This window comes from Paenibacillus sp. MABNR03 (assembly GCF_050455445.1).
GTDB lineage: Bacteria > Bacillota > Bacilli > Paenibacillales > Paenibacillaceae > Paenibacillus > Paenibacillus xylanilyticus.
The window spans coordinates 213,659-235,551 of record NZ_JBCIYR010000002.1; the positions used below are offsets into that span (position 1 = coordinate 213,659).

Annotated in this window: 14 protein-coding genes; 10 read left to right on the plus strand and 4 right to left on the minus strand. The window is 45.5% G+C overall.

Annotation, left to right across the window (positions count from 1 at the left end):
* Window positions 1-298: 298 nt before the first annotated feature.
* The 4 genes from AAIH57_RS09670 (at window position 299) to AAIH57_RS09685 (ending at window position 8,074) form a co-directional block, all read left to right on the plus strand.
* Window positions 299-3,472 (plus strand): S-layer homology domain-containing protein, encoded by a 3,174-nt coding sequence (locus AAIH57_RS09670; RefSeq protein ID WP_430021473.1) that lies wholly within the window; start codon window positions 299-301, stop codon window positions 3,470-3,472.
* A 15-nt stretch (window positions 3,473-3,487) separates the two neighbouring features.
* The gene (locus AAIH57_RS09675; protein ID WP_430021474.1) at window positions 3,488-6,994 is read left to right on the plus strand and encodes an S-layer homology domain-containing protein; all 3,507 of its coding nucleotides are present in this window, start codon (window positions 3,488-3,490) and stop codon (window positions 6,992-6,994) included.
* 158 nt (window positions 6,995-7,152) lie between these two features.
* Window positions 7,153-7,836 (plus strand): hypothetical protein, encoded by a 684-nt coding sequence (locus AAIH57_RS09680; RefSeq protein WP_430021475.1) that lies wholly within the window; start codon window positions 7,153-7,155, stop codon window positions 7,834-7,836.
* Between the two features lie 10 nt (window positions 7,837-7,846).
* Window positions 7,847-8,074 (plus strand): SMI1/KNR4 family protein, encoded by a 228-nt coding sequence (locus AAIH57_RS09685; RefSeq protein ID WP_430021476.1) that lies wholly within the window; start codon window positions 7,847-7,849, stop codon window positions 8,072-8,074.
* A 2-nt stretch (window positions 8,075-8,076) separates the two neighbouring features.
* Here the strand turns inward: AAIH57_RS09685 and AAIH57_RS09690 are convergent, their stop codons facing one another.
* Entirely contained in the window at window positions 8,077-9,117 is a 1,041-nt protein-coding gene (locus AAIH57_RS09690) for a PocR ligand-binding domain-containing protein (RefSeq protein ID WP_430021477.1), read from the minus strand.
* 310 nt (window positions 9,118-9,427) lie between these two features.
* Here AAIH57_RS09690 and AAIH57_RS09695 point away from each other — a divergent pair, with 310 nt between their 5' ends.
* On the plus strand, window positions 9,428-10,567 hold the full coding sequence (locus AAIH57_RS09695) for a glycerol dehydrogenase (protein ID WP_430021478.1): 1,140 nt from the start codon (window positions 9,428-9,430) through the stop codon (window positions 10,565-10,567).
* Window positions 10,567-12,336 (plus strand): dihydroxyacetone kinase subunit DhaK, encoded by a 1,770-nt coding sequence (gene dhaK, locus AAIH57_RS09700; RefSeq protein ID WP_430021479.1) that lies wholly within the window; start codon window positions 10,567-10,569, stop codon window positions 12,334-12,336. Before AAIH57_RS09695 ends, dhaK begins: the two co-directional genes overlap by 1 nt.
* Window positions 12,337-12,452: 116 nt before the next feature.
* Here dhaK and AAIH57_RS09705 read toward each other — a convergent pair whose 3' ends face one another.
* Window positions 12,453-13,289, minus strand: coding sequence for an AraC family transcriptional regulator (locus AAIH57_RS09705; protein ID WP_430022117.1), 837 nt, complete (start codon window positions 13,287-13,289; stop codon window positions 12,453-12,455).
* A gap of 165 nt (window positions 13,290-13,454) precedes the next feature.
* Between AAIH57_RS09705 and AAIH57_RS09710 the strand changes: the two genes are divergently transcribed.
* From AAIH57_RS09710 to AAIH57_RS09725, 4 genes are all read left to right on the plus strand, one after another.
* Window positions 13,455-15,644 (plus strand): alpha-galactosidase, encoded by a 2,190-nt coding sequence (locus tag AAIH57_RS09710; protein ID WP_430021480.1) that lies wholly within the window; start codon window positions 13,455-13,457, stop codon window positions 15,642-15,644.
* Between the two features lie 61 nt (window positions 15,645-15,705).
* The gene (locus AAIH57_RS09715) at window positions 15,706-17,046 is read left to right on the plus strand and encodes a glycoside hydrolase family 32 protein (RefSeq protein ID WP_430021481.1); all 1,341 of its coding nucleotides are present in this window, start codon (window positions 15,706-15,708) and stop codon (window positions 17,044-17,046) included.
* 12 nt (window positions 17,047-17,058) lie between these two features.
* Window positions 17,059-18,945, plus strand: coding sequence for a glucose PTS transporter subunit IIA (locus AAIH57_RS09720; protein ID WP_430021482.1), 1,887 nt, complete (start codon window positions 17,059-17,061; stop codon window positions 18,943-18,945).
* A gap of 179 nt (window positions 18,946-19,124) precedes the next feature.
* Window positions 19,125-20,303, plus strand: coding sequence for an alanyl-tRNA editing protein (locus tag AAIH57_RS09725; protein WP_430021483.1), 1,179 nt, complete (start codon window positions 19,125-19,127; stop codon window positions 20,301-20,303).
* Window positions 20,304-20,818: 515 nt separating this feature from the next.
* Here the strand turns inward: AAIH57_RS09725 and AAIH57_RS09730 are convergent.
* Together AAIH57_RS09730 and AAIH57_RS09735 are read right to left on the minus strand one after the other, a co-directional pair.
* Window positions 20,819-21,160, minus strand: a complete 342-nt coding sequence (locus AAIH57_RS09730; protein ID WP_413035276.1) for a DUF1801 domain-containing protein — start codon at window positions 21,158-21,160, stop codon at window positions 20,819-20,821.
* Window positions 21,161-21,162: 2 nt separating this feature from the next.
* Window positions 21,163-21,735 (minus strand): GNAT family N-acetyltransferase, encoded by a 573-nt coding sequence (locus tag AAIH57_RS09735; protein WP_430021484.1) that lies wholly within the window; start codon window positions 21,733-21,735, stop codon window positions 21,163-21,165.
* Window positions 21,736-21,893 lie beyond the last annotated feature (158 nt).

A 21,893-nucleotide genomic window follows, 5' to 3' on the forward strand; every position in this document is an offset into this window, starting at 1 on the left:
CTACGACAGAGATACGTTATTTTTAAAAAGAAATCGACGTAAATTTTGATGTGAACACACATTATAAAGGTATATATTGTTTGCATTATTACGACACTTATTTGCACTTAGTTCACTAGAGTTTTCTGATTTTTTTGTATGCGTTGACATAAATCAATGTTAACAGAAGTGATCGTCGAATTATCATTAATAACCTCCTTTTAAATGGGTATTTTGTTAATCATTTTGTTCAGAATCCGTTCAGAGTTCCTTGTTAGAATATGGGCCGAAAAGGAAGTTTTATGGGGAGGAACGGACAATGAATCACGACTGGAAAAAGATGCTGCTTACCGTCACGGTCATCGGAATGCTGTGGGGGAATCAGAACGTCAATGCAGCAGAAGATCAAACAGGAGGAGCAAACAAAATATCGTCTGTTTTTACAGATGAAACCGATATTCGTTCCACTTCCCTGCAAGCCGTGCAAGAGGCAGTAAACCAAGGCTTAATCTCGGGTTATCCGGATGGCTCATTCCATCCACGCCAGTATTTGACCCGGAGAGAGATGGCTGTATTGCTGGCCAAAGCATCACAGTTACCCCTTGAAGAATCAATGGATGCTCGCCTTAAAAGCACAGACTGGGCAGCTCCTTATATAAATGCTATTCGTAAAGCGGGCTGGATGACTGGCGATACTTTGGGGAATTTTCGTGCAAATGATCCAATTCGCCGGGAAGAGCTTGCTTCCATATTGGTAAGAGTTACGGGCACACAAGGAATCAAGGGAGGTCAGCAACAGACGATCTCAGATGAATCCCTGGTGAGCAATTGGGCCAAAGAACAGGTGCAAACTGCACTAAAGCTCGGTTTAATGGAATCCAATGAGGGCAGATTTGAATCCAAGGCTTTGGTTGAACGGCAAGATATTGCGGAGATCCTGGTGGATGTGTTTCAGACAGGAGAGCGGACAGCTTCCTTAACCGAATTGGATGGAGATATTGCATATATCGATGGGCGCCCTTTTGTAATTGGGAAGGAACTGCAAGGCATTTTGAATGAAGGAAACAAAGAAGCATTACAGAATGCTGTGGTTACCTATGATGCACGCACACGCAATCTGTCCTCCTTATCGGAAATCGAGATTACACAGGCGGGTACAGCTGCTGATCCCGTGACTTTGGATCTGAAGGGTTCATCCTATAAGGGTGTGATTTCAGTCTCGGCAGATCATGTGATTTTGAAAGCTGATATCTTGTCCCAAGTTGTTTTGAAATCTGGATCAAGTGCATTAACCATCGAAGGTGATGTTGATGAAGTAACTGTCGATACCACCGACAAAGTAACGGTTCAGGGAAGTGGAACGTGGAAACAGCTTGTACTGAAAGACGTGAAATCGTTAATTCAATTACCTGCGAGTGTGAAGACAGAGAAAGTAATTCTTCCAGAGGGCGGAGTACTATCACAGATCATTCGCAATACGCCTTCGACAACGGGACCATCCACGTCTACAGGGACAAGCACTTCAAATTCAGGTTCAGGTTCATCAGGACCATCAACACCAGACCCAACGCCGACGCCGACACCGGAGCCAACACCAGACCCAACGCCGACGCCGACACCGGAGCCAACACCAGACCCAACGCCGACACCGACACCGGAGCCAACACCAGACCCAACGCCGACGCCGACACCGGAGCCAACACCAGATCCAACGCCGACGCCGACACCGGAGCCAACACCAGATCCAACGCCTGCTCCGGAAGATCATCCTCCAGTGGCTTCAAGTGTTCTGATCTCCGGCAGCAAGCTGGAAGCTGGGGAGACTCTTTCGGGAAGGTACACCTATGATGATCAGGACGAAGATGTGGAAGGTGAAACGACTTTTAAGTGGTATAGGGTGGATAACGACGGTGTCAGCAATCAAACTTTGATTATTGGTGCTAATGAGAAGGACTATACGCTGACAGCCGAAGACAGTGGACATAAAATTATTTTCGAAGTTACGCCTACAGATAACAAAGGCGTGCATGGTTTGCCAACAACCACAGTCACAGATATCGATATTTCCGATCCTGCACCTCTGATCACAGGCCTTTCGGCAAAAACGCCGGAACAGCAATCTTATTTTAATGCTCCGTATACTCCAAGATCGGATGACAAAGACATCGCTACAGCAGTTTTGTGGAGAACAAGTTCTGATGGTTTGAACTATCAGTCCCCGGTTTATGAGTTCCAGTCGACAGACTACCGCCTGGGCAATACGATCTCAATGGACGGTAACTATAAACTTGTCGTAACAGATAAGGGTGGAAACGAGACAACCGCATATTTCACCATAGACCGAATGATTCCAGCGGTTACCGAGGTTGTTCAATCGCAGAATTACGAAAATGATCCTTCTATGTATGATCCTGGTGACGTTATTACGGTCAAATTCAACAACTACATTAAAAAGTTTGATTCGTATGACGAAATGTCTGGGACTGGCAATGCCGCCGAGGCGAAGGGGCTGACTATGGCAGCGCTTGAAGCGGCGGCGCAGCAATCCGGGCACAGCTTCGGAGAAGGAGCGCAATTAACAGCTACTTCTTACATTCCGGTCAATCCACTTTATGGGAATGAGTTTGAAATTACGCTTGGTGAAAATGCTAACCTCCCGATTACAGGATTTGAGCTTGAGCTGGATGCAGCAGATATTTATACTCCATCCAAAACACAAGCGCCAGGTGATACAGTCTCCATAGCCATTCCTGCTCTGGAACAGATCAACCACGCTCCGGTCGTGAACGAGGCTTGGACTGCCCCTGAATTTACGGTAGGTGAAGCTGGAAGCCTGAGTCTAACCGGACTGTTTACAGATGAGGATGCAGATGATGTACTAACTTATTCAATTGAAAATTTGACTCCAGCGATTGCGACAGTTCCGGAAGATTCGGGAGATTTGTTGACCATTACCGCTATTGCAGCAGGTACAGCGGAATTTAAGATTACCGCCAGCGATGGAAAGTCGCAGAAGGATACGGTAATTCAAGTTACGGTGAAGCCGGCAGTTGAGCAGGCAGCTCCTTTTATTTCAGAGATGGTTTGGGGAAGCGATGAGGATATTCAAGCAATCGAGCTTTATAATCCAACGGATTCACCAATCTCACATGTAAGACTGACGATAGGAGGGGATGAAATTGTTTTGGACGAATCCTTTTCAATCCCTGCACACGGGGGGCGTGTAATTGCTGACTGGAATAGTGGCTTAGAATCGAACATTGAGGCAGAAGTATACTATGCTGTTACCGACATGAATTTTGATCCTGACGGAACGGAGCCGCTTGAGGTTGTTTTTTTCATAAATGGAATTCCACTGGATTCCTCAATGTTGTACCCACAACAAACCATGCGCAGAAAAGCAGGCATCACAAGAGGTGCCGCCGCTTATCAAGAGTCGGAATGGGACATTTACCCTGTAGATACCATGGACGGACTTGGAAGTTACGAATAAGGAGAGGAATTATCAATGGACAAGTCAGCAAGCATAAAATATTTCTTGGCCGCGGTCTTAATGACCGCGTCCGTTTCTCCTTTTTCGACGGTCAGTTATGCGGCTACGAGTCAGACACTGAGCGATCTGGCAAAAGTCTCTTCGGATCGGCAGGCCGAAATCACACAGGCGGTGCAGCAAGGACTGCTGGTCGGTGACCCGGACGGCAAGTTTCGACCGTATGACAGTATTACCCGGCAGGATATGGCTGTAATTTTGACTAGAGCACTTCAGCTGCCGACGGTTCATGCCAGAACTTCCGAATTTTCGGACGTAAAACAAACCAATTGGGCCGCTTCTTCTATTGCAGCGGTACAGCAGGCCGGTTTAATGACCGGCAACAACAAGGGGCAGTTCCGCCCTAAAGCTGCCATAACGTACCAGGAATTAGCCGTAGTGTTGAGCCGAGCCGTTCAGTGGAAAGCATCAGGAGAAGAAAATCAATCGAATAACGGTAAATTGAAATCGGCTGCACCATGGGCTTGGGATGCCCTGAACCTTTCACTTGCAGAAGGTGTTTTTAGCGAATTGGAGGTATTGAATGCCGATCAACCGGTGCAAAGACAGGTACTTGCAGGTATTTTGTTAAATTCCTTTTTCCCGGAAGATCGTGCAGCAACGCTGCAGCGAATTAACAATGGAAGCGTACAAATCAACGGCATTACCTATTCGCTTTCCAATCGGGTGAAAAGCCTCCTTGATCCTAGCAATGCGAAAGTGCTGGATGGTGCGAAAATCAAATTTCTAGCCGAAGGCCGGACTATCAGTAGCATAACTTCGCTTGAAATTATTGCAACCGGTTCTGCACCTAAGGGCGGACAAGCTGAGTTTACCGGAAACCTTAAGCTGGATGGCAGTGGGGCAACGCTGGATGGAGATCTGAAAATTTCTGGCGATTATATTTCGGTTTCAAATTTAGAGGTACATGGTGACTTTGAGATTTCTTCAAAACTTTCTCACGATTTTTTCTCAAAGGATTTGAACGTAACTGGACAAACGAGGGTTTATGGCGGTGACAGCAACACCGTTGTCTTTGAGGATGCCTCTCTTGGCCAGGTGGAAGTGAACAAGCAGGACGTGCACGTCGAAGTCACAGGCAGCACCACGATCGATAAAATGGCCCTCCATTCGGATGCGTCGCTTACCTTCGGCGATTCTGCATCAGTCGAACAAGTTAGCCTTCTGGATGGGGCTGGAAACGTCGCACTATCCGGAAACATTGGCACCCTAGAGCTGGCAGGAAGCCAAAACGTTACCCTTGCCGGGAACGCCAATATTAATGAAGTTCAGGTCAACGGTTCGGGTGCCGCTTCGATTAACCTCACAGGCAGCATTCAGCAGCTGAAGGTTAATAATCCAGATGCCACAGTAGCCGTAGGAAACAATACAAAGGTTGAAAGTGTTTCTTTAGGTACGAACGTATTGGCGTCTGCTGTAAGCGGGGTAACTCCAGCATCGGAAACGCCGTCAGCTCCAGCGTCATCAACACCAGCACCGGTTGTCAACCAGGCACCAGTTGCAACTCGTGTTTTGGAGGACCGAACCATCTCGATCTCAGATGGAGTTGTTGTCGATGTAACAGGATTATTTAGCGATCCGGATAACGATAAGCTTACCATTGGCGCACAAACCTCGAATAGAAATGTTGTTAGGACAACATTGAGCGGCAACAGCTTAACCCTTACCCCTGTCGCTGAAGGTAGTGCGATGGTAACGCTTCGTGCCAGCGATGGAAAAGGACATTTGGCTAGCACCTCTTTTAATGTCACTGTAGTGGATGCTCCAGCTACACCGATACCAGATCCAACACCGACACCAGAACCAACGCCGACGCCAGATCCAACACCGACACCAGAACCAACGCCGACGCCAGACCCAACGCCGACGCCAGATCCAACGCCAGCACCGGATCCAACACCGACACCAGATCCAACACCGACGCCGGACCCAACACCGACACCAGATCCAACGCCGACGCCAGACCCAACGCCGACGCCAGATCCAACGCCAACACCGGATCCAATACCGGCACCAGACCCAACGCCGACGCCAGATCCAACACCGACGCCGGACCCAACGCCGGCACCAGATCCAACACCGACACCGGATCCAACACCGACGCCAGATCCAACACCGGCTCCCAATCAAGATCCTGTGGGAATGGATATACCGGACCAAACTTTGGAGGTAGGAGCTCCGGCAAAAGATATCGAATTGACGCAGTATTTTTCGGACCCGGATCAAGATCTGTTGACGTTTTCAGTGTCAGTAACGGATGAGCAAATTGCCACTGCTGTTGTTAACGGCAGTACATTAACGATAACGCCTTTGACAGGCGGTAGTGTAGTTATTACCGTTACGGCATCAGATGCCAAGGGAGGTTCTGCAGCAAAAACCATTAACCTCACAGTCATGCCGAAAGCTCAAAATTCGAATGCTGCTCCAGAGGTAGTGGCAGCCATTCAGACCCAATTGCTAAGTCCGGGTTATACAGATGAACGGAGTTATGATGCTTCCCAGTTGTTTAGCGATCCGGAAGGAGATGCAATGACTTATTCGGCCGTTTCAAGCGATCCGGTTGCTGCTCAGGTCACTGTGGATGGCAGTACGATTACGTTGTCTCCTGGAACGGCAGGGCATGCAGGGGCGGCTGTAGTTACCATAACGGCTACAGACAGCCACGGCAATCAGGCGACTTATGACTTAAATGTAGTGGCTGTTTCCCTTGTTGACAAAGGATTTATTCCAGTCAATACAAAACAAGGGGTACCTAGCCTTACAGTGGATCTGAGTTCTTATTTCCCGACAGATTCAAGCCTGCAGCAATATTGGGCGACACCGGCTCAGACCTTAACAGGTCCTACGCCTATGAACGGGAAAGTTTGGAATGCTTCTCCAATGAACATGGATTACTGGATTGTTGGTGCTAACTATAAAGCGGTTTTAATTCGGGTTTCAGTATCGGCTCAGACTAATTCCAACGCTTACTTCAGCCAGTATATTGACGGAGGGGGTTACAACAAAACGATTCAAATCATGAATCCTTATTTCGGCACAAGTCAGAAGTTCGTAGGCTTCTCGCTTGAAGTTAAGCATTACAATCCGGCGACGAACCAAACAACCAGTGAAACCTACAAAATATTCGATGGCTTACCTTTGGACCAAATAAAGGATCTGAAATACGTTAATTCTATAGACCGTGCATTTTATGATTTTTTTGATCTCATCCCAACTACGTATTACAACAATGAACTTATTCTGAATGTTCCCGGTTCGAAATTAACGGCCATCATTCTGAAGAAAGACGGTCAAATCATGGATGTTCTGGGAGATCCGAATGGTCAATTGGAAATTCTGCCGAGTGGCGGAACGATTATTCGCAAGAGCGCGATCCACAGCTCCTCACCAATATATAACTTGCCGGGTGAGTGGAATTTGTATCCGAAAGGAACTTACCAATATTACGACCAGCAAACGCCATAAGTGACTTATGAATCATCTATTGCAGCCCCCATCTTGGGGGCTGCTTATTTATCTTTGGTTAAAAAAGACTTAATCTACACAACTCGATGGGTTGAGCACTGTTATTAATAGTGAGATGCGAAATTCAATTTCTATTTTTAGTAAAGGAAGGTTTGATCATGAGCATGTGGTTCATACCCAAACTATTAAGTGCAGCGTTCATTGCTTTATCTGGTTCTCTTTCGGTTCCGAATCAAGATCATACAGTGTTGGCCGAGATCAAAGAAAATCATCACGAGATTACATTAAACACATCAACCAAACCTGTTCAAGGAATGTACTCCGGAATCACCGTCTCTTGGAATAACCGAACGAAATCTTTTCCGTGGGAAAACATCAGCGAACCAGCTTTTTACCCAGAAGTCGAAACGAGCAATATCGATGGGAAAGGTCAGGACGAAGCAATTATTATTCTTACCACTGGGAAGGGCATTGGGGCACGGGCTTCAGCGGTTCATGTGATAAAGGATGATTGGACAGAGATTCCCGTTGGGGACGCGGTAACCAAAGCTAAAAATGCGTTGGCTTCCATGTATAAGGAGCACACAGCAACTGTTGAATACACGATGAATATCGCAGGGAACGAGTATGTCTATTCCTATCCTATTGAAGACGCAGAAATGTGGTTTAAGCAGGCAGTTGTGGGCAATATTCTGAGGTACCGGGTTCAGGACAACAAGCTGATTGCTGAAATACCGGTGCAAGTTTCTCCGGGTACGTATACAGGTACGATTGAAGTTGAATTCAGGGAGTACAATGGTGAATTGATTCCCTCAGAAGTCAGTTACATAGAGGACTTCTGAGTCAGTAACTATGTTACACCGGGCTCTCTTGCTTAAATATGGCGCCTGCAACTTCGGTGATCCTGCCCTGTATTCTGTAAAAGAATTGGACTGGGCATACCCCGCATTTGTGGAGGCGTACCGTGAATATAAGAAGGAGTATGACCGGTCTGATGACCTGAACCCGTGCACCTCATTTCAATGGATTAATGGAGATGCTGGCCGAGTCTGCGATATGGGCCCAGGAACAGATGAATGAGTTCAGGTGACAGATTGCTCTTGAATGTATTTGCGATAGAGGGCAGGTGTAATCTCTTCAAACTTTTTGAAAATTTTAATAAAATATCCCGATTCGTTAAACCCCAGCTCATCACTGATCTGTGATATCGGCATGTCGGTAACCTCTAGCAATTGTTTGGCCCACTTGATTTTGAGCTTGGCCAGATAAGTCGTAAAATTTTCCCCTGTCTCTTTGGCGAACAGTCTGCTGAAATAACTTGGACTTAGGTGGCACAGTTCTGCCATTTGTTTCAGTGTGACCTGCTCACTCTTGTGGCTGTGAATGTATTCAAAAGCTGGCTGCAGTGCCGGACTGGTACATGCATTGTCGCTGGGACTGCTTTTGAGATAGGCATCCGCAATGGCGTTGGTCATTTCTTTTTTGATGGATTCAATATTGCGAATGGAATAGCCCGGCAGAATGGTCGAAAGATTAACGGATTCCTGAGACCCTGAGGCCTTTTCGAACATCTCTACGAGCAAATTTTTATTGAGAGCTTCCTCTACAATATAGTTGCAGAGAAGGGACAGCATATTGGAGATTTTCACGATCTCTTCATACGTCATTACAGGCAGTTGGTCATAATCATCCTGTAGTTCCTGCAGCTTTGCTTCATGCATGTGCACATTTTTGGAAGAGACGATCTGTTCCAGATCAGTGCCTTTATCTCGATCTGCAAGTTTAACTTGCCCTGCCAGCACGGCGCCAATGTATTTGCCATCAATGGTGATGGGAATGGCAATATCAATAATATTGAAATGACACAGATATACATAGGGTTCATTTAACCTAACCGCTTCCAGACCGCCGCGTGAATCACATTTTTGGCAGTAGGGAAGCAGTTCGGGATCTTTGCGTACATTCTGGCAAAATGCCTGACAGCTGCTGTGGCTGGTCACTGGAATGCCTTTGTAGTCGACCGTCAGGATGGCCAGTTTGGTTACGGTAGCGAGTGAATCCTGTAGACGCTTCCATTTATTCAGGTCGAGAATTTTATTGATGTGCAAATATTCTTTAATCATTGGGTGGAACCTCCATACGAACCTGATTGCCGGCTCTGGGCCGTAAAAAGGTAGCAACTTGTACATATTAAAATGAGAGGCGAGCGGGTAATGTAAGATCATGTCAGCATTCAACGATCCAATGACAATAAGATACCATGAATTCAGAAAAAAGCAAAAAATTACGATTGAAAATTATAATAATTTGTTATCAAAGTCCACTGTTTCACGAGCATGCATGATATATATTTAGATTAATTGTGAACAATTAAAATTTGATGTTTATACATCAAACACCATACTAACTACGCTATAGGAGGCATATATCATTATGAGAAAAGCATTTATCAGCCCAACCAAATACGTACAAGGCGAAGATGAATTGTTGAACCTCGGTTACTTTGTGAAATCCTTTGGAGATTCCGCATTGTTGATTGCACATCCCGATGATGTACAGCGGGTAAAAGCAAAGCTTGATGCAACAGCTAAGAAATTCAATATTACCTTTGTTGAAAGCGGTTTTAGAGGGGAGTGCTCCCGTCAGGAAGTTGCTCGCCTGCAGGAAATTGCGAAGGAAAAAGGCTGTACATGCACCATTGGTCTTGGTGGTGGTAAAGCTATCGACGCAGCCAAATGCGTAGCGGAAGGCGAAGCATTGATCATTTGCCCGACCATTGCTGCAACCGATGCACCAACAAGCCACTCGGCGGTATTGTACACACCGGAAGGCTCTTTTGATGACTATGCTTATTTCAAACAAAGCCCAAGCGTTGTGCTGGTGGATACAACCGTAATCGCTAACGCACCAACACGCTTCCTGGTGTCCGGTATGGGAGATGCGCTCTCTACGTACTTTGAAGCAAGAGCAACAGCAAAATCGTATTCCCGTGTAAACGCAAGTCTGCCAATGGGTTCCCGCGAAGGATATACTCCGTCTGCTGTAGGTACGAATGCAGCACTAGCGCTGGCAAAGTTGTGTTATGAAATGCTGCTGACTGACGGAGCAAAAGCAAAAGTAGCCAGCGACAGCAATGTGGTGACTCAAGCGCTAGAAAATATTGTTGAGACCAACATTCTGTTGTCAGGTCTTGGATTTGAAAGTGGCGGTCTGGCCGCGGCACATGCAATTCACAACGGTTTGACTGTTCTGGAGGGTACGCATCACTTCTTCCACGGTGAAAAAGTATCATTTGGTACGATTGCACAGCTCGTCCTTGAAAATGCACCGACTGAAGAGCTGCATGAAGTCATGGACTTCTGCATCGCCGTGGGACTGCCTGTAAGCTTGGCGGATATCGGTGTAGATACCATTACGCAAGAAGAGCTGCTCAAAGTGGCCGAGATCGCTTGTATTCCGGAAGAATCGATTCACGCCATGCCGTTTCCAATCACCGTTCCTGAAGTGGCTGCAGCCATTGCAGCGGCTGACCGTATGGGACGGGAATACAAAGCTCGCCGGGAGGCGAAGTAATGAAGAAAATTATCAATCAGGCTGAAAATGTAGTGATGGAAATGTGCAACGGGATTGCGCTGGCGCACCCGGAGCTGGAATTTTTGAAAAAGTATAAAGTCATCAAACGCAGAGAGATTAATGCTGACAAAGTCAGCCTCATCAGCGGCGGCGGAAGCGGTCATGAACCGGCTCACGCAGGTTATGTGGGAAATGGCATGCTGGATGCAGCGGTATGTGGAGATGTATTCGCATCTCCTTCTCAAATCCAGGTGTATCAGGCGATCAAGGCAACAGCGAGCAACAAGGGCACGCTGTTGATCATCAAAAACTACAGCGGCGACATGATGAACTTCAAGAATGCGGCACATCTGGCTGAAGAAGATGGTATCGACGTACAGTATGTACGTGTTGAGGACGACATTGCTGTACAGGACAGCTTGTATACGGTAGGACGCCGCGGCGTTGCGGGAACGGTACTGGTTCACAAGATTGCCGGAGCAGCAGCCGAAGAAGGCCGCAGTCTGGCAGAAGTGAAGTCCGTTGCCGAGAAGGCAGCTCAGAACGTACGAAGCATCGGATTCGGATTTACGTCCTGCACCGTGCCTGCCAAAGGTACACCAACATTCGAAATTGCGGACGATGAGATGGAGTTCGGTGTGGGAATCCATGGTGAACCGGGCATTCGCCGTGAGAAGATCGTTTCTGCCGATGAGCTTGCGGGCCGTATGGTTGGAGCGCTGCTTGCCGATATGAAGCTGGATGGTGACGCATCCGCCGAGATTGCGGTGCTGGTGAATGGTTTTGGCGCAACACCGCTTCAGGAATTATATCTGCTCAACAACTCGGTTCAGCGTGAGCTTGCAGGGCGTTCGGGTCTTCATGTAGCTACGACTTTTGTTGGTAATTACATGACCAGCATCGATATGGCTGGCGCATCCCTGACAATCCTGAAGCTGGATGATGAGCTGAAGTCCCTGCTGTTCAAGGAAAGTGATACACCTGCGTTCAAAGTATCTGGTCCTCCAGTAGCGCAAGTTGCCTATTCCGAAGCATTGGAAGCAGTCGTGACTGAAGATGTGCCTGTATCTTTCGAAGTGGAGACCCCTGCAACGTCTGCGGTAATCAACAACAATCAATTCTCCCTGGATAATATCGTCTACTTGATCGACAAGATGGGCGAGATCATCATCAAGAATGAGGTGCCGTTCTGTGAACTGGATTCCCATGCAGGCGACGGTGACTTCGGCATGAGTGTGGCGAAGGGCTTCCGTCAGCTGAAACGCGAATGGAAGCATATCATCAGCGAAGAGAAGAGAAACATCGGTTCGTTCCTGGATGCATGCTCGCTCGTAATCATGGAGTATTGCGGCGGAGCCTCCGGTCCCATCTGGGGTTCGGCATTCCGTTCGGCGGGCAAGGCAGTAGGCGATAAACAGGAGTTGAACGTCTCTGAGTTTGCCGAGATGATGCAAGCAGCGGTGCAGGGCATTCAATCCACGGGTGAGCGCTCCTTCGGACGCGGGGCGGTTGTAGGTGACAAAACTTTGATCGACGCACTCGTTCCGTGTGCAGATTCCTGGACACAAAGTGCTAGCTCTGGCGATGACTTCAAAACAGCGTTTGCTAAAGGAGCGGAGGCTGCAGTTGAAGGCGCGAAGAAAACCGAAGATATCGTGGCACGTATGGGCCGCGCGGGCACGGTTGGGGATCGCAGTCTGGGCTATCCGGATGCAGGCGCGTATGCGCTTGGTGTTATTTTCACAGAACTCTCCGAGTCGATGAAATAGATGGTTGCTCTACTTTCAAAAGAAGAGGTTAAGTTGAAGACAGGTCGTTCCTATAACTAGGACGGCCTGTTTTTTTTGTGTGTTAGTGTTAGAGTCAGCGAGGATAGGGTAACTTTCTAATCCTTGTGGTGCAAGCCTTCTTGATTTTTTCGATATTCTGAAGGAGTACATTTTTTAATCCGCTTGAACGTTTTGGAAAATAAAAGAACATCCTTATATCCAACAGATCGAGAGATGTCACCGATTTTGAAAGTGGAATTAGTCAACAAAAAACATGCTTTATCCATTCTCAGATTTAACAAGAACTCTTGTGGTGATTTATGAAGACTCTGCTTAAACAACCGGTGAAGATAGGACCGGTCAATAGAAATGTACTTAGCAATATCATGGATTGTAATATGATGCGCATAATTTTGTTCAATGAATAGCAATGCATCTTCGATATATTTTTGTTGTTTGACATCACTGGCAACTTCGCGATTGGGGTAACTTTCACAGAGTAGAAATAGAAATTCGTACAGTTTGGATGTTAATAACAGATCTTTATTAGCAACCTGTTTGGATGCCGCTATGATACCGTCTATACAATGAATAAGCTCATGATCTTCACTAAACGTAAAAATCGGATGGTCCATGGATAGACTGGACCGGTTTAAATATTCTTTTGCTTTCACTCCACTGAAGCCAATCCAGGCATATTCCCATGGGTCTGCAGCATCTGCCTCATAATAAACCAGATGGTTGGGTGTAATTAGGAACCCGTCACTTTTCTCCAAATGGAAGGTCCGATCTCCAACTTTATATATTCCTTTTCCCTTAAGGATATAGTGAACAATATATCCGCTTCGAATTGCTGGACCATAGGAGTAACTGCTGACACATTCCTCTCTTCCACATGTATATAAATTAAGATCTAGATTGTTGAGATACTGATTGGAAAAATTCAACAGCATCATATCACCTCGAATGTTGAAAATTGCTACATGTTATCACATCGTACCATAATGAGTCTACATGCTTCCATATAAGTGAACATTTAAAACGATTAGTATACATGTATAAGCAATATATATTTCTCAATCGTTTATTAAGTTCAGTTAAACATATGGGAGGAAATTATGTCTATTTACATCGATGATGAACATCTCATATTTCATTTGAAAAGCAAGAAGACCAGCTATGTTATGCAGGTTACCAAAGGGGGATATTTAAGCCATTTATATTGGGGGAAAGGCATTAAAACCTATCGAGGCAGTAATCAGATTATATATATTGATCGAGTATTTTCACCTAATCCGGATAGTTCTGATCGGACATTTTCGTTGGATACGCTCCCCCAAGAGTATCCTGCATACGGCAATGGTGACTTTCGGGTTCCCTCTTATCAAATACAACAAGAGAATGGTTCGACTGTCACAGACCTACGTTACAAAGGACATCGATCGTATAGAGGGAAACCAAAATTGAAAGGGCTGCCATCTACTTATGTAGAGACGGACAATGAGGCCGAAACGTTGGAATTGATTATGGAAGACAAATTATTGGGGCTAATTGTCACGTTAACCTATAGTCTGTACGAGGAACGGGATGTCATCACCAGGTCAGTTCAATTTGAAAATCAGGGCACACAGAAGATGAAATTACTCCGAGCCTTAAGCGCAAGTGTGGATTTTCTGGATGATGAATACGAACTTATGACACTGTATGGTGCTGCTCAAAATGAAAAAAATATAGAAAGGCGCAAAATTGTATCTGGAATTCAAATGGTCGACAGCTGTCGTGGTGCCAGTAGCCCTCAACAAGCGCCATTTATGGCATTGGTCAAAAAGGAGACCAACGAAGATCACGGAGAGGTCTATGCATTTAACCTTGTGTATAGCGGGAATTTCACAGCGCAGGTACAGGTTGACCCGTACCGGACTACCAGAGTTTCCATAGGGATAAACCCCTTCGATTTCTCGTGGTTACTGGAGCCGGGAGAGGCCTTTCAAACTCCGGAAGTTGTCATGGTTTATACAACGAGCGGATTGGGGGATATGTCCAGAATCTATCATGAATTATATAGCCAGAGATTATGTCGGGGCACGTATCGTGACACATTACGACCAATACTCATCAATAATTGGGAAGCGACGTATTTTGATTTTACCGCAGATCAGATTGAGAAAATTGCAACTGAGGCAAAAGAGGTAGGGATCGAGCTGTTTGTCCTGGACGATGGCTGGTTCGGAGAACGTAACGACAGTAAAAGTTCTTTGGGCGATTGGGTAGTCAACACACAAAAGCTGCCACAGGGTCTATTCGATCTTGCCAACCGGGTCTGCAACCTGGGTATGGCGTTCGGAATATGGTTTGAACCGGAGATGGTTTCAATAAATAGCGATTTATATAGAAGTCATCCTGATTGGTGCTTGCATGTACCAGATCGCCCACATACATTAGGCCGGAATCAGCTTGTATTGGATTTATCAAGACAGGAAGTCTGCGATTATTTAATTCAGGCGCTCACAGATATTCTATCAAGTGCTCCGATAACCTATGTCAAATGGGATATGAATCGCCACATGACAGATATCGGATCATCCGCGTTAGAGCCTGAGCGACAAAGGGAAACAGCTCACCGCTATATGTTGGGATTGTACAAAATCATGGAAGAAATCACTGCAGCATTTCCAAACGTGTTGTTTGAAAGTTGTTCAAGTGGTGGAGGGCGCTTCGATGCAGGCATGCTGTATTATATGCCTCAGACGTGGACAAGTGACAATACAGATGCGATTAGTCGATTGAAAATCCAGTATGGGACAAGTCTTGTATATCCGCCAATAACCATGGGGGCACATGTTTCATCTGTACCTAATCATCAAGTAGGCAGAGTAACCCCTCTGGATACCAGAGGATATGTTGCTATGGCTGGGAACTTTGGATATGAACTGGACTTGACGAAATTAACAGAGCAAGAAAAAGAATCGGTTAAGCAGCAAATTGCCCTGTATAAAGAGATTCGCCCACTCATTCAATTTGGCAGATTCCACAGAATCGTTAGTCCGTTTGATAGCAATGAAGCCGCATGGAGTTTTGTTTCAAGAGATCAAACCGAAGTTGTACTGAGTTATTTTACAGTATTATCTCAGCCGGCGGCTCCTGTTCAGACCGTTAAATGCAAAGGGCTCAACCCCGAATTCATCTATAAAAATATCGAAACCGGAGAGTTATTCGGGGGAGATGAGTTAATGCATGTAGGCCTTACATTTCCGCGGAAGAAACAAGACTTCACTAGTCGATTCTGGCGATTTAAAAAGCATGAATGATCCATTGATTTGAAATAACCGTGTAAACCGATATTTTATATTTGGAAAGTGGGATGTTGTTTTGAGAAATCCTTATAAACTGTCATATCATATTGAGCCGGAAAGAGGTCTGTTGAATGATCCAAATGGTCTGATCTGGTTCAAAGGTACGTATTATTTTTTTCACCAATGGAATCGATTTGATACGAACCATAGTTACAAAGAGTGGGGATTGTTCACATCAACGAATATGATCGATTGGACCAATCAAAATACGGCTATTCTCCCGGATCGACAATGGGATCGTAATGGAGTCTATTCAGGCAGTGGTATAGAACATGAAGATGAAATGTATCTGTTCTACACAGGTAATGTGAAGAATAACGGAATCAGAAAGAGCTATCAATGTGTGAGTAAATCTGTGAATGGTCAGACTTTTGTGAAAGAAGAGAAGGTAATCGAAACGCCTGCAGCGTTCACAGAACACTTTCGTGATCCCAAGGTATGGAGGGGAAGTGACAGATGGTGGATGATCGTTGGTGCTCAAACGAAAGAGCGAAAAGGCGCAGTGGCTCTCTTTTCTTCAGGTGACTTGTCGGAGTGGACGTATGAAAATATTTTATATGATCAACAGTTGGACAACATGTGTGAATGCCCGGATTTATTCTCCTTGAATGATAGGACCGATATATTGGTCTGTTGTCCGCAGGTAATTCCAGAAGAAGAGGCCGCAACAGGTATAACAAGTTATGCAGCCTTCCTGTCTGGGCAATTTAATGAGCAAACCAAGCAATTTAAGCCGAATGGGTCGTTAGCATTGATTGACTATGGCTTTGATTTCTATGCACCCCAAACATTTACTGACCATAAAGGCAGACGAATCATGGTGGGGTGGATGTCTCGGATGTCTGAGGAAGAGGAACAGCAATGCCCTACTAAAAAATACGGTTATATCCATTGTTTGACCTTACCTAGGGTTATAACTTGGGAGAATGACAGACTAATACAGCTTCCTATCGAAGAAGTGAAACAATTAAGAAAAACGGAAAATACTTTTACTTCTCGTCTGGGAAATTTTGAGTTGGATAGCGGACGGTTTGAACTGGAATTGCGAAGAGAGGACAGTATAAGTGATTTTTATCTTTCTCTAAGAAATGGCGCGATTGAGATTCGTTATATTGGAGAGAAGAATGAGTTTTCGATTACAAGGATAAATTGGGTCAACCATACAAGAGAAACGAAAGTAAACGAGATTCAAAACTTATCACAAATGAGCCTTTATAGCGATAACTCGACCATTGAGGTTTTCGTGAACCATGGTGAATGCGTTTTCTCATCGAGGTATTTTACCGAGGAACATCAGTTACGTGTTGAATATCAGGGGTTGCAGCATAATGGCAAACTTATATATTACTCAATCTAAGGAGAAACTCATATGAAAGATCAGGAATTAGCCAAAAGGATTTTGGAATTAGTAGGCGGCAAAGAGAATATTCATTCGGTTGAACACTGTGCTACACGGTTGCGAATCATGATCGCGGACAAGGATAAAATTAATGATGAAGAAATGGGGAATCTTCAAGGGGTAAAGGGTAGTTTTTTTAATTCAGGTCAATATCAAATCATTCTTGGAACTGGCTTAGTTAATAAAATTTATGCAGAAGTGATGAAGTTAAGGGATGGTACAATACCAGCAGAGGCTCCCGTGAAAAAAGAGGGCAATCGCTTTCAGCGTGCAGTTCGGATATTCGGGGATATTTTTGTTCCAATTATACCCGTTCTCGTAGCGACAGGATTATTTATGGGGTTAAGAAGTTTGCTGACTCAGGCCGCCGTATTAGGTTTAATTGGGTTAACACCTGAGAATGTTCCAGAGGAATTGTTGCTTTTTACACAGATTCTCACAGATACTGCATTTGCCTTTCTGCCAGCCTTAATCTGTTGGTCCACATTTAGGGTGTTTGGTGGCAGTCCGGTTCTGGGGATCGTGCTTGGGTTGATGCTTGTTAATCCGGCCTTGCCTAATGCTTACGCTGTAGGACAGAACCTGGCAGAACCCTTGGTATTTTTCGATTTTATTAAAGTGTTGGGATATCAGGGTTCCGTGTTGCCAGCATTTATTATAGGTATTGTGGGTTCTAAAATAGAAAAGTTTCTACGAACAAAAATTCCGAATTCACTTGACCTTATCTTAACACCGTTCTTAACACTGCTTATTTCTATTGTACTCGCACTATTTATGATTGGTCCGATTTTCCATGAGATTGAAATATTTGTTTTGCATGGAGTTGAATTCTTACTCAGATTACCGTATGGACTGGGAGGCCTTCTTTATGGTAGCTTCAGTCAATTGTTAGGTATCTTTGGAATTCATCATATTATAAGTTTTCTGGAAATTAACATGCTCACGCAAACAGGTTGGAATATGTTGAATCCGATTTCACCAGGGAATGTTGCGGCAGCAGGAGCTGTATTGGCAGTAGCGATCAAAACAAGATCACAAAAGTTAAAACAAATTGCATATCCTTCCAGTTTTTCAGCAGCCCTCGGGATAACGGAACCTGCAGTATTTGGTGTAACGTTACCTCTAGTAAAGCCTTTCATTATGTCGATGATCGGTGGAGGAGTCGGTGGATTTCTAGCTTCTATTTTACAATTAAAAGCTACAGGCATGTCGCTAACAGGTATTCCGGGGATATTGCTCTATTTGAATAATCAATTACCTCTGTATATCCTGGTCAATGTCGTTGCTTTTGCGGTTTCATTTAGTCTGACTTACACGATAGGCTATCGAATCTCAGGCGATAACTCAGATTCCGTAGCCAAAGGTAAAAAGAACTCGAATATCGAAATAATTGAGATCGCTTCCCCGATTAAAGGACATGCAGTATCTCTGGAGTTTGTACCGGATGAAGCCTTCTCAAGTAAAGCCATGGGGGATGGCATGGCAATCATGCCTTCCGAAGGAAAAGTGACTGCACCATTTACAGGTAAGGTCATGCATATTATGGAAAAGAGCAAGCACGCTATAATCATTGAGCATGCTTCAGGTGTCCAGTTACTTATACATGTAGGCATAAATACGGTTTCCCTGAAGGGGAATGGATTCCGAAGCTATGTACAATCAGGCGACATGGTTCAGGCAGGACAATTGATGCTGGAATTTGATATGCCTGTGATTCAAGACGCGGGTTATCTGGTGATCAGTCCGATCATTATTCCGGATGGTCAAGAGAACATTCAAAAAGTAGAATTGCTAGTCGCCAATGAAAGTAGTATTGATGGTCCGATCATGCGTATTTCCATACAGTCTGCTGTATAATACGTTTTTGGATAAGTAATCTTTGGAGACAAGGGTTAACCAGAATATTCTGGTTAACCCTTTTTATTATCATCATGAGGTAACGATGACCTAAGACAGAAATTGGATTAGGTGTGCCAGATAGTGTAATCTGGAGATTATGAAAACCCATTTGAAATGAGAAGGGATTAGGATGATTCATGACGCAAAAAATCTATTATGACTCTGCTTATACAAGAGAGTGGCATACAACGATTACAGGCAGAGTGGACAAGGAAGATGGCGTCTATGTCACGCTCGCGGAGACAGCTTTTTATCCGCATGGGGGTGGACAACCGTGTGATCTAGGACAAGTTGGCGGTATCGCGGTTTTGGACGTAAACATCGAAGATGGAGAAATATGGCATAAGGTCGAGCAGGCACCTGAACAGAAGGAGGTGCACTGCGAAATTGACTGGGAGCGCAGGTTCGATCACATGCAGCATCACACAGGGCAGCACTTATTGTCAGCCATCACATTGAAGCTGGCTGATGCGATGACGCTCAGTTTTCATCTGGGCACTGAATATGCCACGATCGATGTAGCTGTAGCTGAACTGGGACCGAATCAACTGACAGCGATCGAGCAAGAGGCGAACCGCCAAATTTACCGGAATGCCCGCATCAGCAGCTCTTGGGTCACTGCTGAAGAAGCAGCCCGTCTGCCGCTCGTGAAGCAGCCTTCCGTTACCGAGGACATCCGCATTGTTGAAATGGAGGGCGTGGAATACAACGCTTGCGGCGGCACACATGTAGCGGCAACAGGTGAGATTGGCATCATTAAGCTGCTGAAAACCGAAAAGGTAAAGGGAAGCACGCGCATCTACTTTAAATGCGGATTCAGAGCATTAAACGAATTTGCAGCAGCACAGCACGTGTTAAACGGGATTTCGGTGAAATTAAAAACCAGCAGAGAAGAACTGCTTGACCGTATCGACAAAATGGAAACAGATCAAAAACAGCTTCTGTCTGAGCTGAGTGCGGTCAAAGCCACCAATGATACCTACTATGCGCAGGAATTGTTGTCTGCACGGGAAGGCCTGGTCATTGCCCAGGTGTTTGAAGACAAATCCCTTAAGGATATGCAGAGCTTGGCGACCAAATTGACGGAAGAACATGAGGGGATTGTGCTTTTTGCCAGCATATCGGAAGCCAAAGTCGTTCTGGCACAGAACGGGCAGCCGCCTGAGTGGTCTTGTGGACCGTTCTTCAAAGGCAATCTCGGAGCCTACCAGGGCAAAGGTGGAGGCAGTGACAGAATGGCTCAAGCTGGCTTTGCCAGCAGTGAAGATGCCCTCGCCTTTTATGAATTTACGAAGGACCAGCTGGGACATCACTAAGTTGGGCTTTTTCCTAAGATAAGGCATACAGAGTTACGGAGAGCACGTCACGTTGTGGCGTGTTCTTTCACATGAGGGGAAGCCCCGCGCGAAGTTGGGCCAGGATATATCCTGCCATTTTCCTATGTTGTTCTCCGAATTAGAACCAATTAACAACCCAAATCATTCAAATCAATTTTACTTTGATAGAGCGGCTCAAAGAATGGCCAGATGCCTAGTTAAGGAGGGCGGTGTATTTCCTGAGAAAATGACATTTGAATCCTAAGGAGCTGACCTTGATTTGCTTTTTGCCTCACAAGGTTTTTTCTACGGTGGGGTTACCCAGTGTCGAGTAAACCCATCATTCAATCAATAACACATCTAACCCATGTAATTCCTGTGTGACTTCATTGGGATATCCCTAATTGGCCGTGAACGTCAGCGGGAATTAAGAAGAATCAAGCTGACGCTCACGTGCAGGAATTAGATCTCGCTCACTAGATCTGATCAATTACAGCCCCCAATTGTGCATCCTTCTACAATTCTGCAGATGCCTGTGTCAGGAGACCGGCCAGCCATTTGTAATCCGGAGTATCCTTTTCTTTGATTTTAATCGTTTTGCGTTCCTCCGGGCCCTCGAATATGCCGTCTGGCAGTTCCAGTCCGGTTGCATTAAAAATGGTGAAGGATACCGCCTGCTTGGATGGAGAGATGACCGCGGCATATTTGCCGTTTTTCAGAAAGTGTGGCTTCTTGTACTGCATGCGCTCCTGCACGTCCGGGATGGAATCATGCACCAGCTGCCGCAATTGTCTTACAACGTCAACTTGCCACGGGATTGAGATTTGTTCCATAAAATCTGTAACTTCTGCATTCAAGGTCATACTGTTCCCTCCACCTTTGTTGGATTGAGTGCTTCCCATTCCGGCTTCAGAATGCCCATCATCAGGCGGTCATAACGCCGTCCATCACGGTAAACTGCTGAGCGTGCGCGTCCTTCCAGTTGAAAGCCGGCCTTTTCATACGCACGAATACCTTTTGCATTATACGAAATGACGTCCAGTCCCACACGATCCAGATTCAGTTCATGGAACGCATATCGCAAAATCAGATTCAACGCTTCCGTTCCATACCCTTTGTTGCGATGTTCGGCAAGTCCGATGCCAATGGCAAGCTGTCCGCAGCGGTTGTTCCATTCAATGCTGTGAATGACAACAAAACCGATCAGTGTATCGTCCTCATGTGTCCTGAGCCTGAAGTACACTTCTTTGTTTTTCGTTTCGCCCTCATCTTCCAATTGTTTCTCTGAATAGGGGATGGCGATATCGGTATCCACATTTCGAAGATACTCCGGATCTTCATTCCATTGCAGCATCGTCTGAACGTCTTCCGCACGTGGCGGTGTCATTTTTAATCGTTTGCTATAAAACAGGTTGTCCGTTGTCAGAGTCATGTTGATCTCGCCCCTTGGAATCAGATAGCCTCATCATACTGGAAAATTAAGGGGATCACAATACGCAGTTCAGTGGGTTTCCGGAATCTATTGTCAGCAAACCTGCCACAGTAGTAAGATGAAATTATAGGTTTAAATTCAGCGATGGAATATACCAA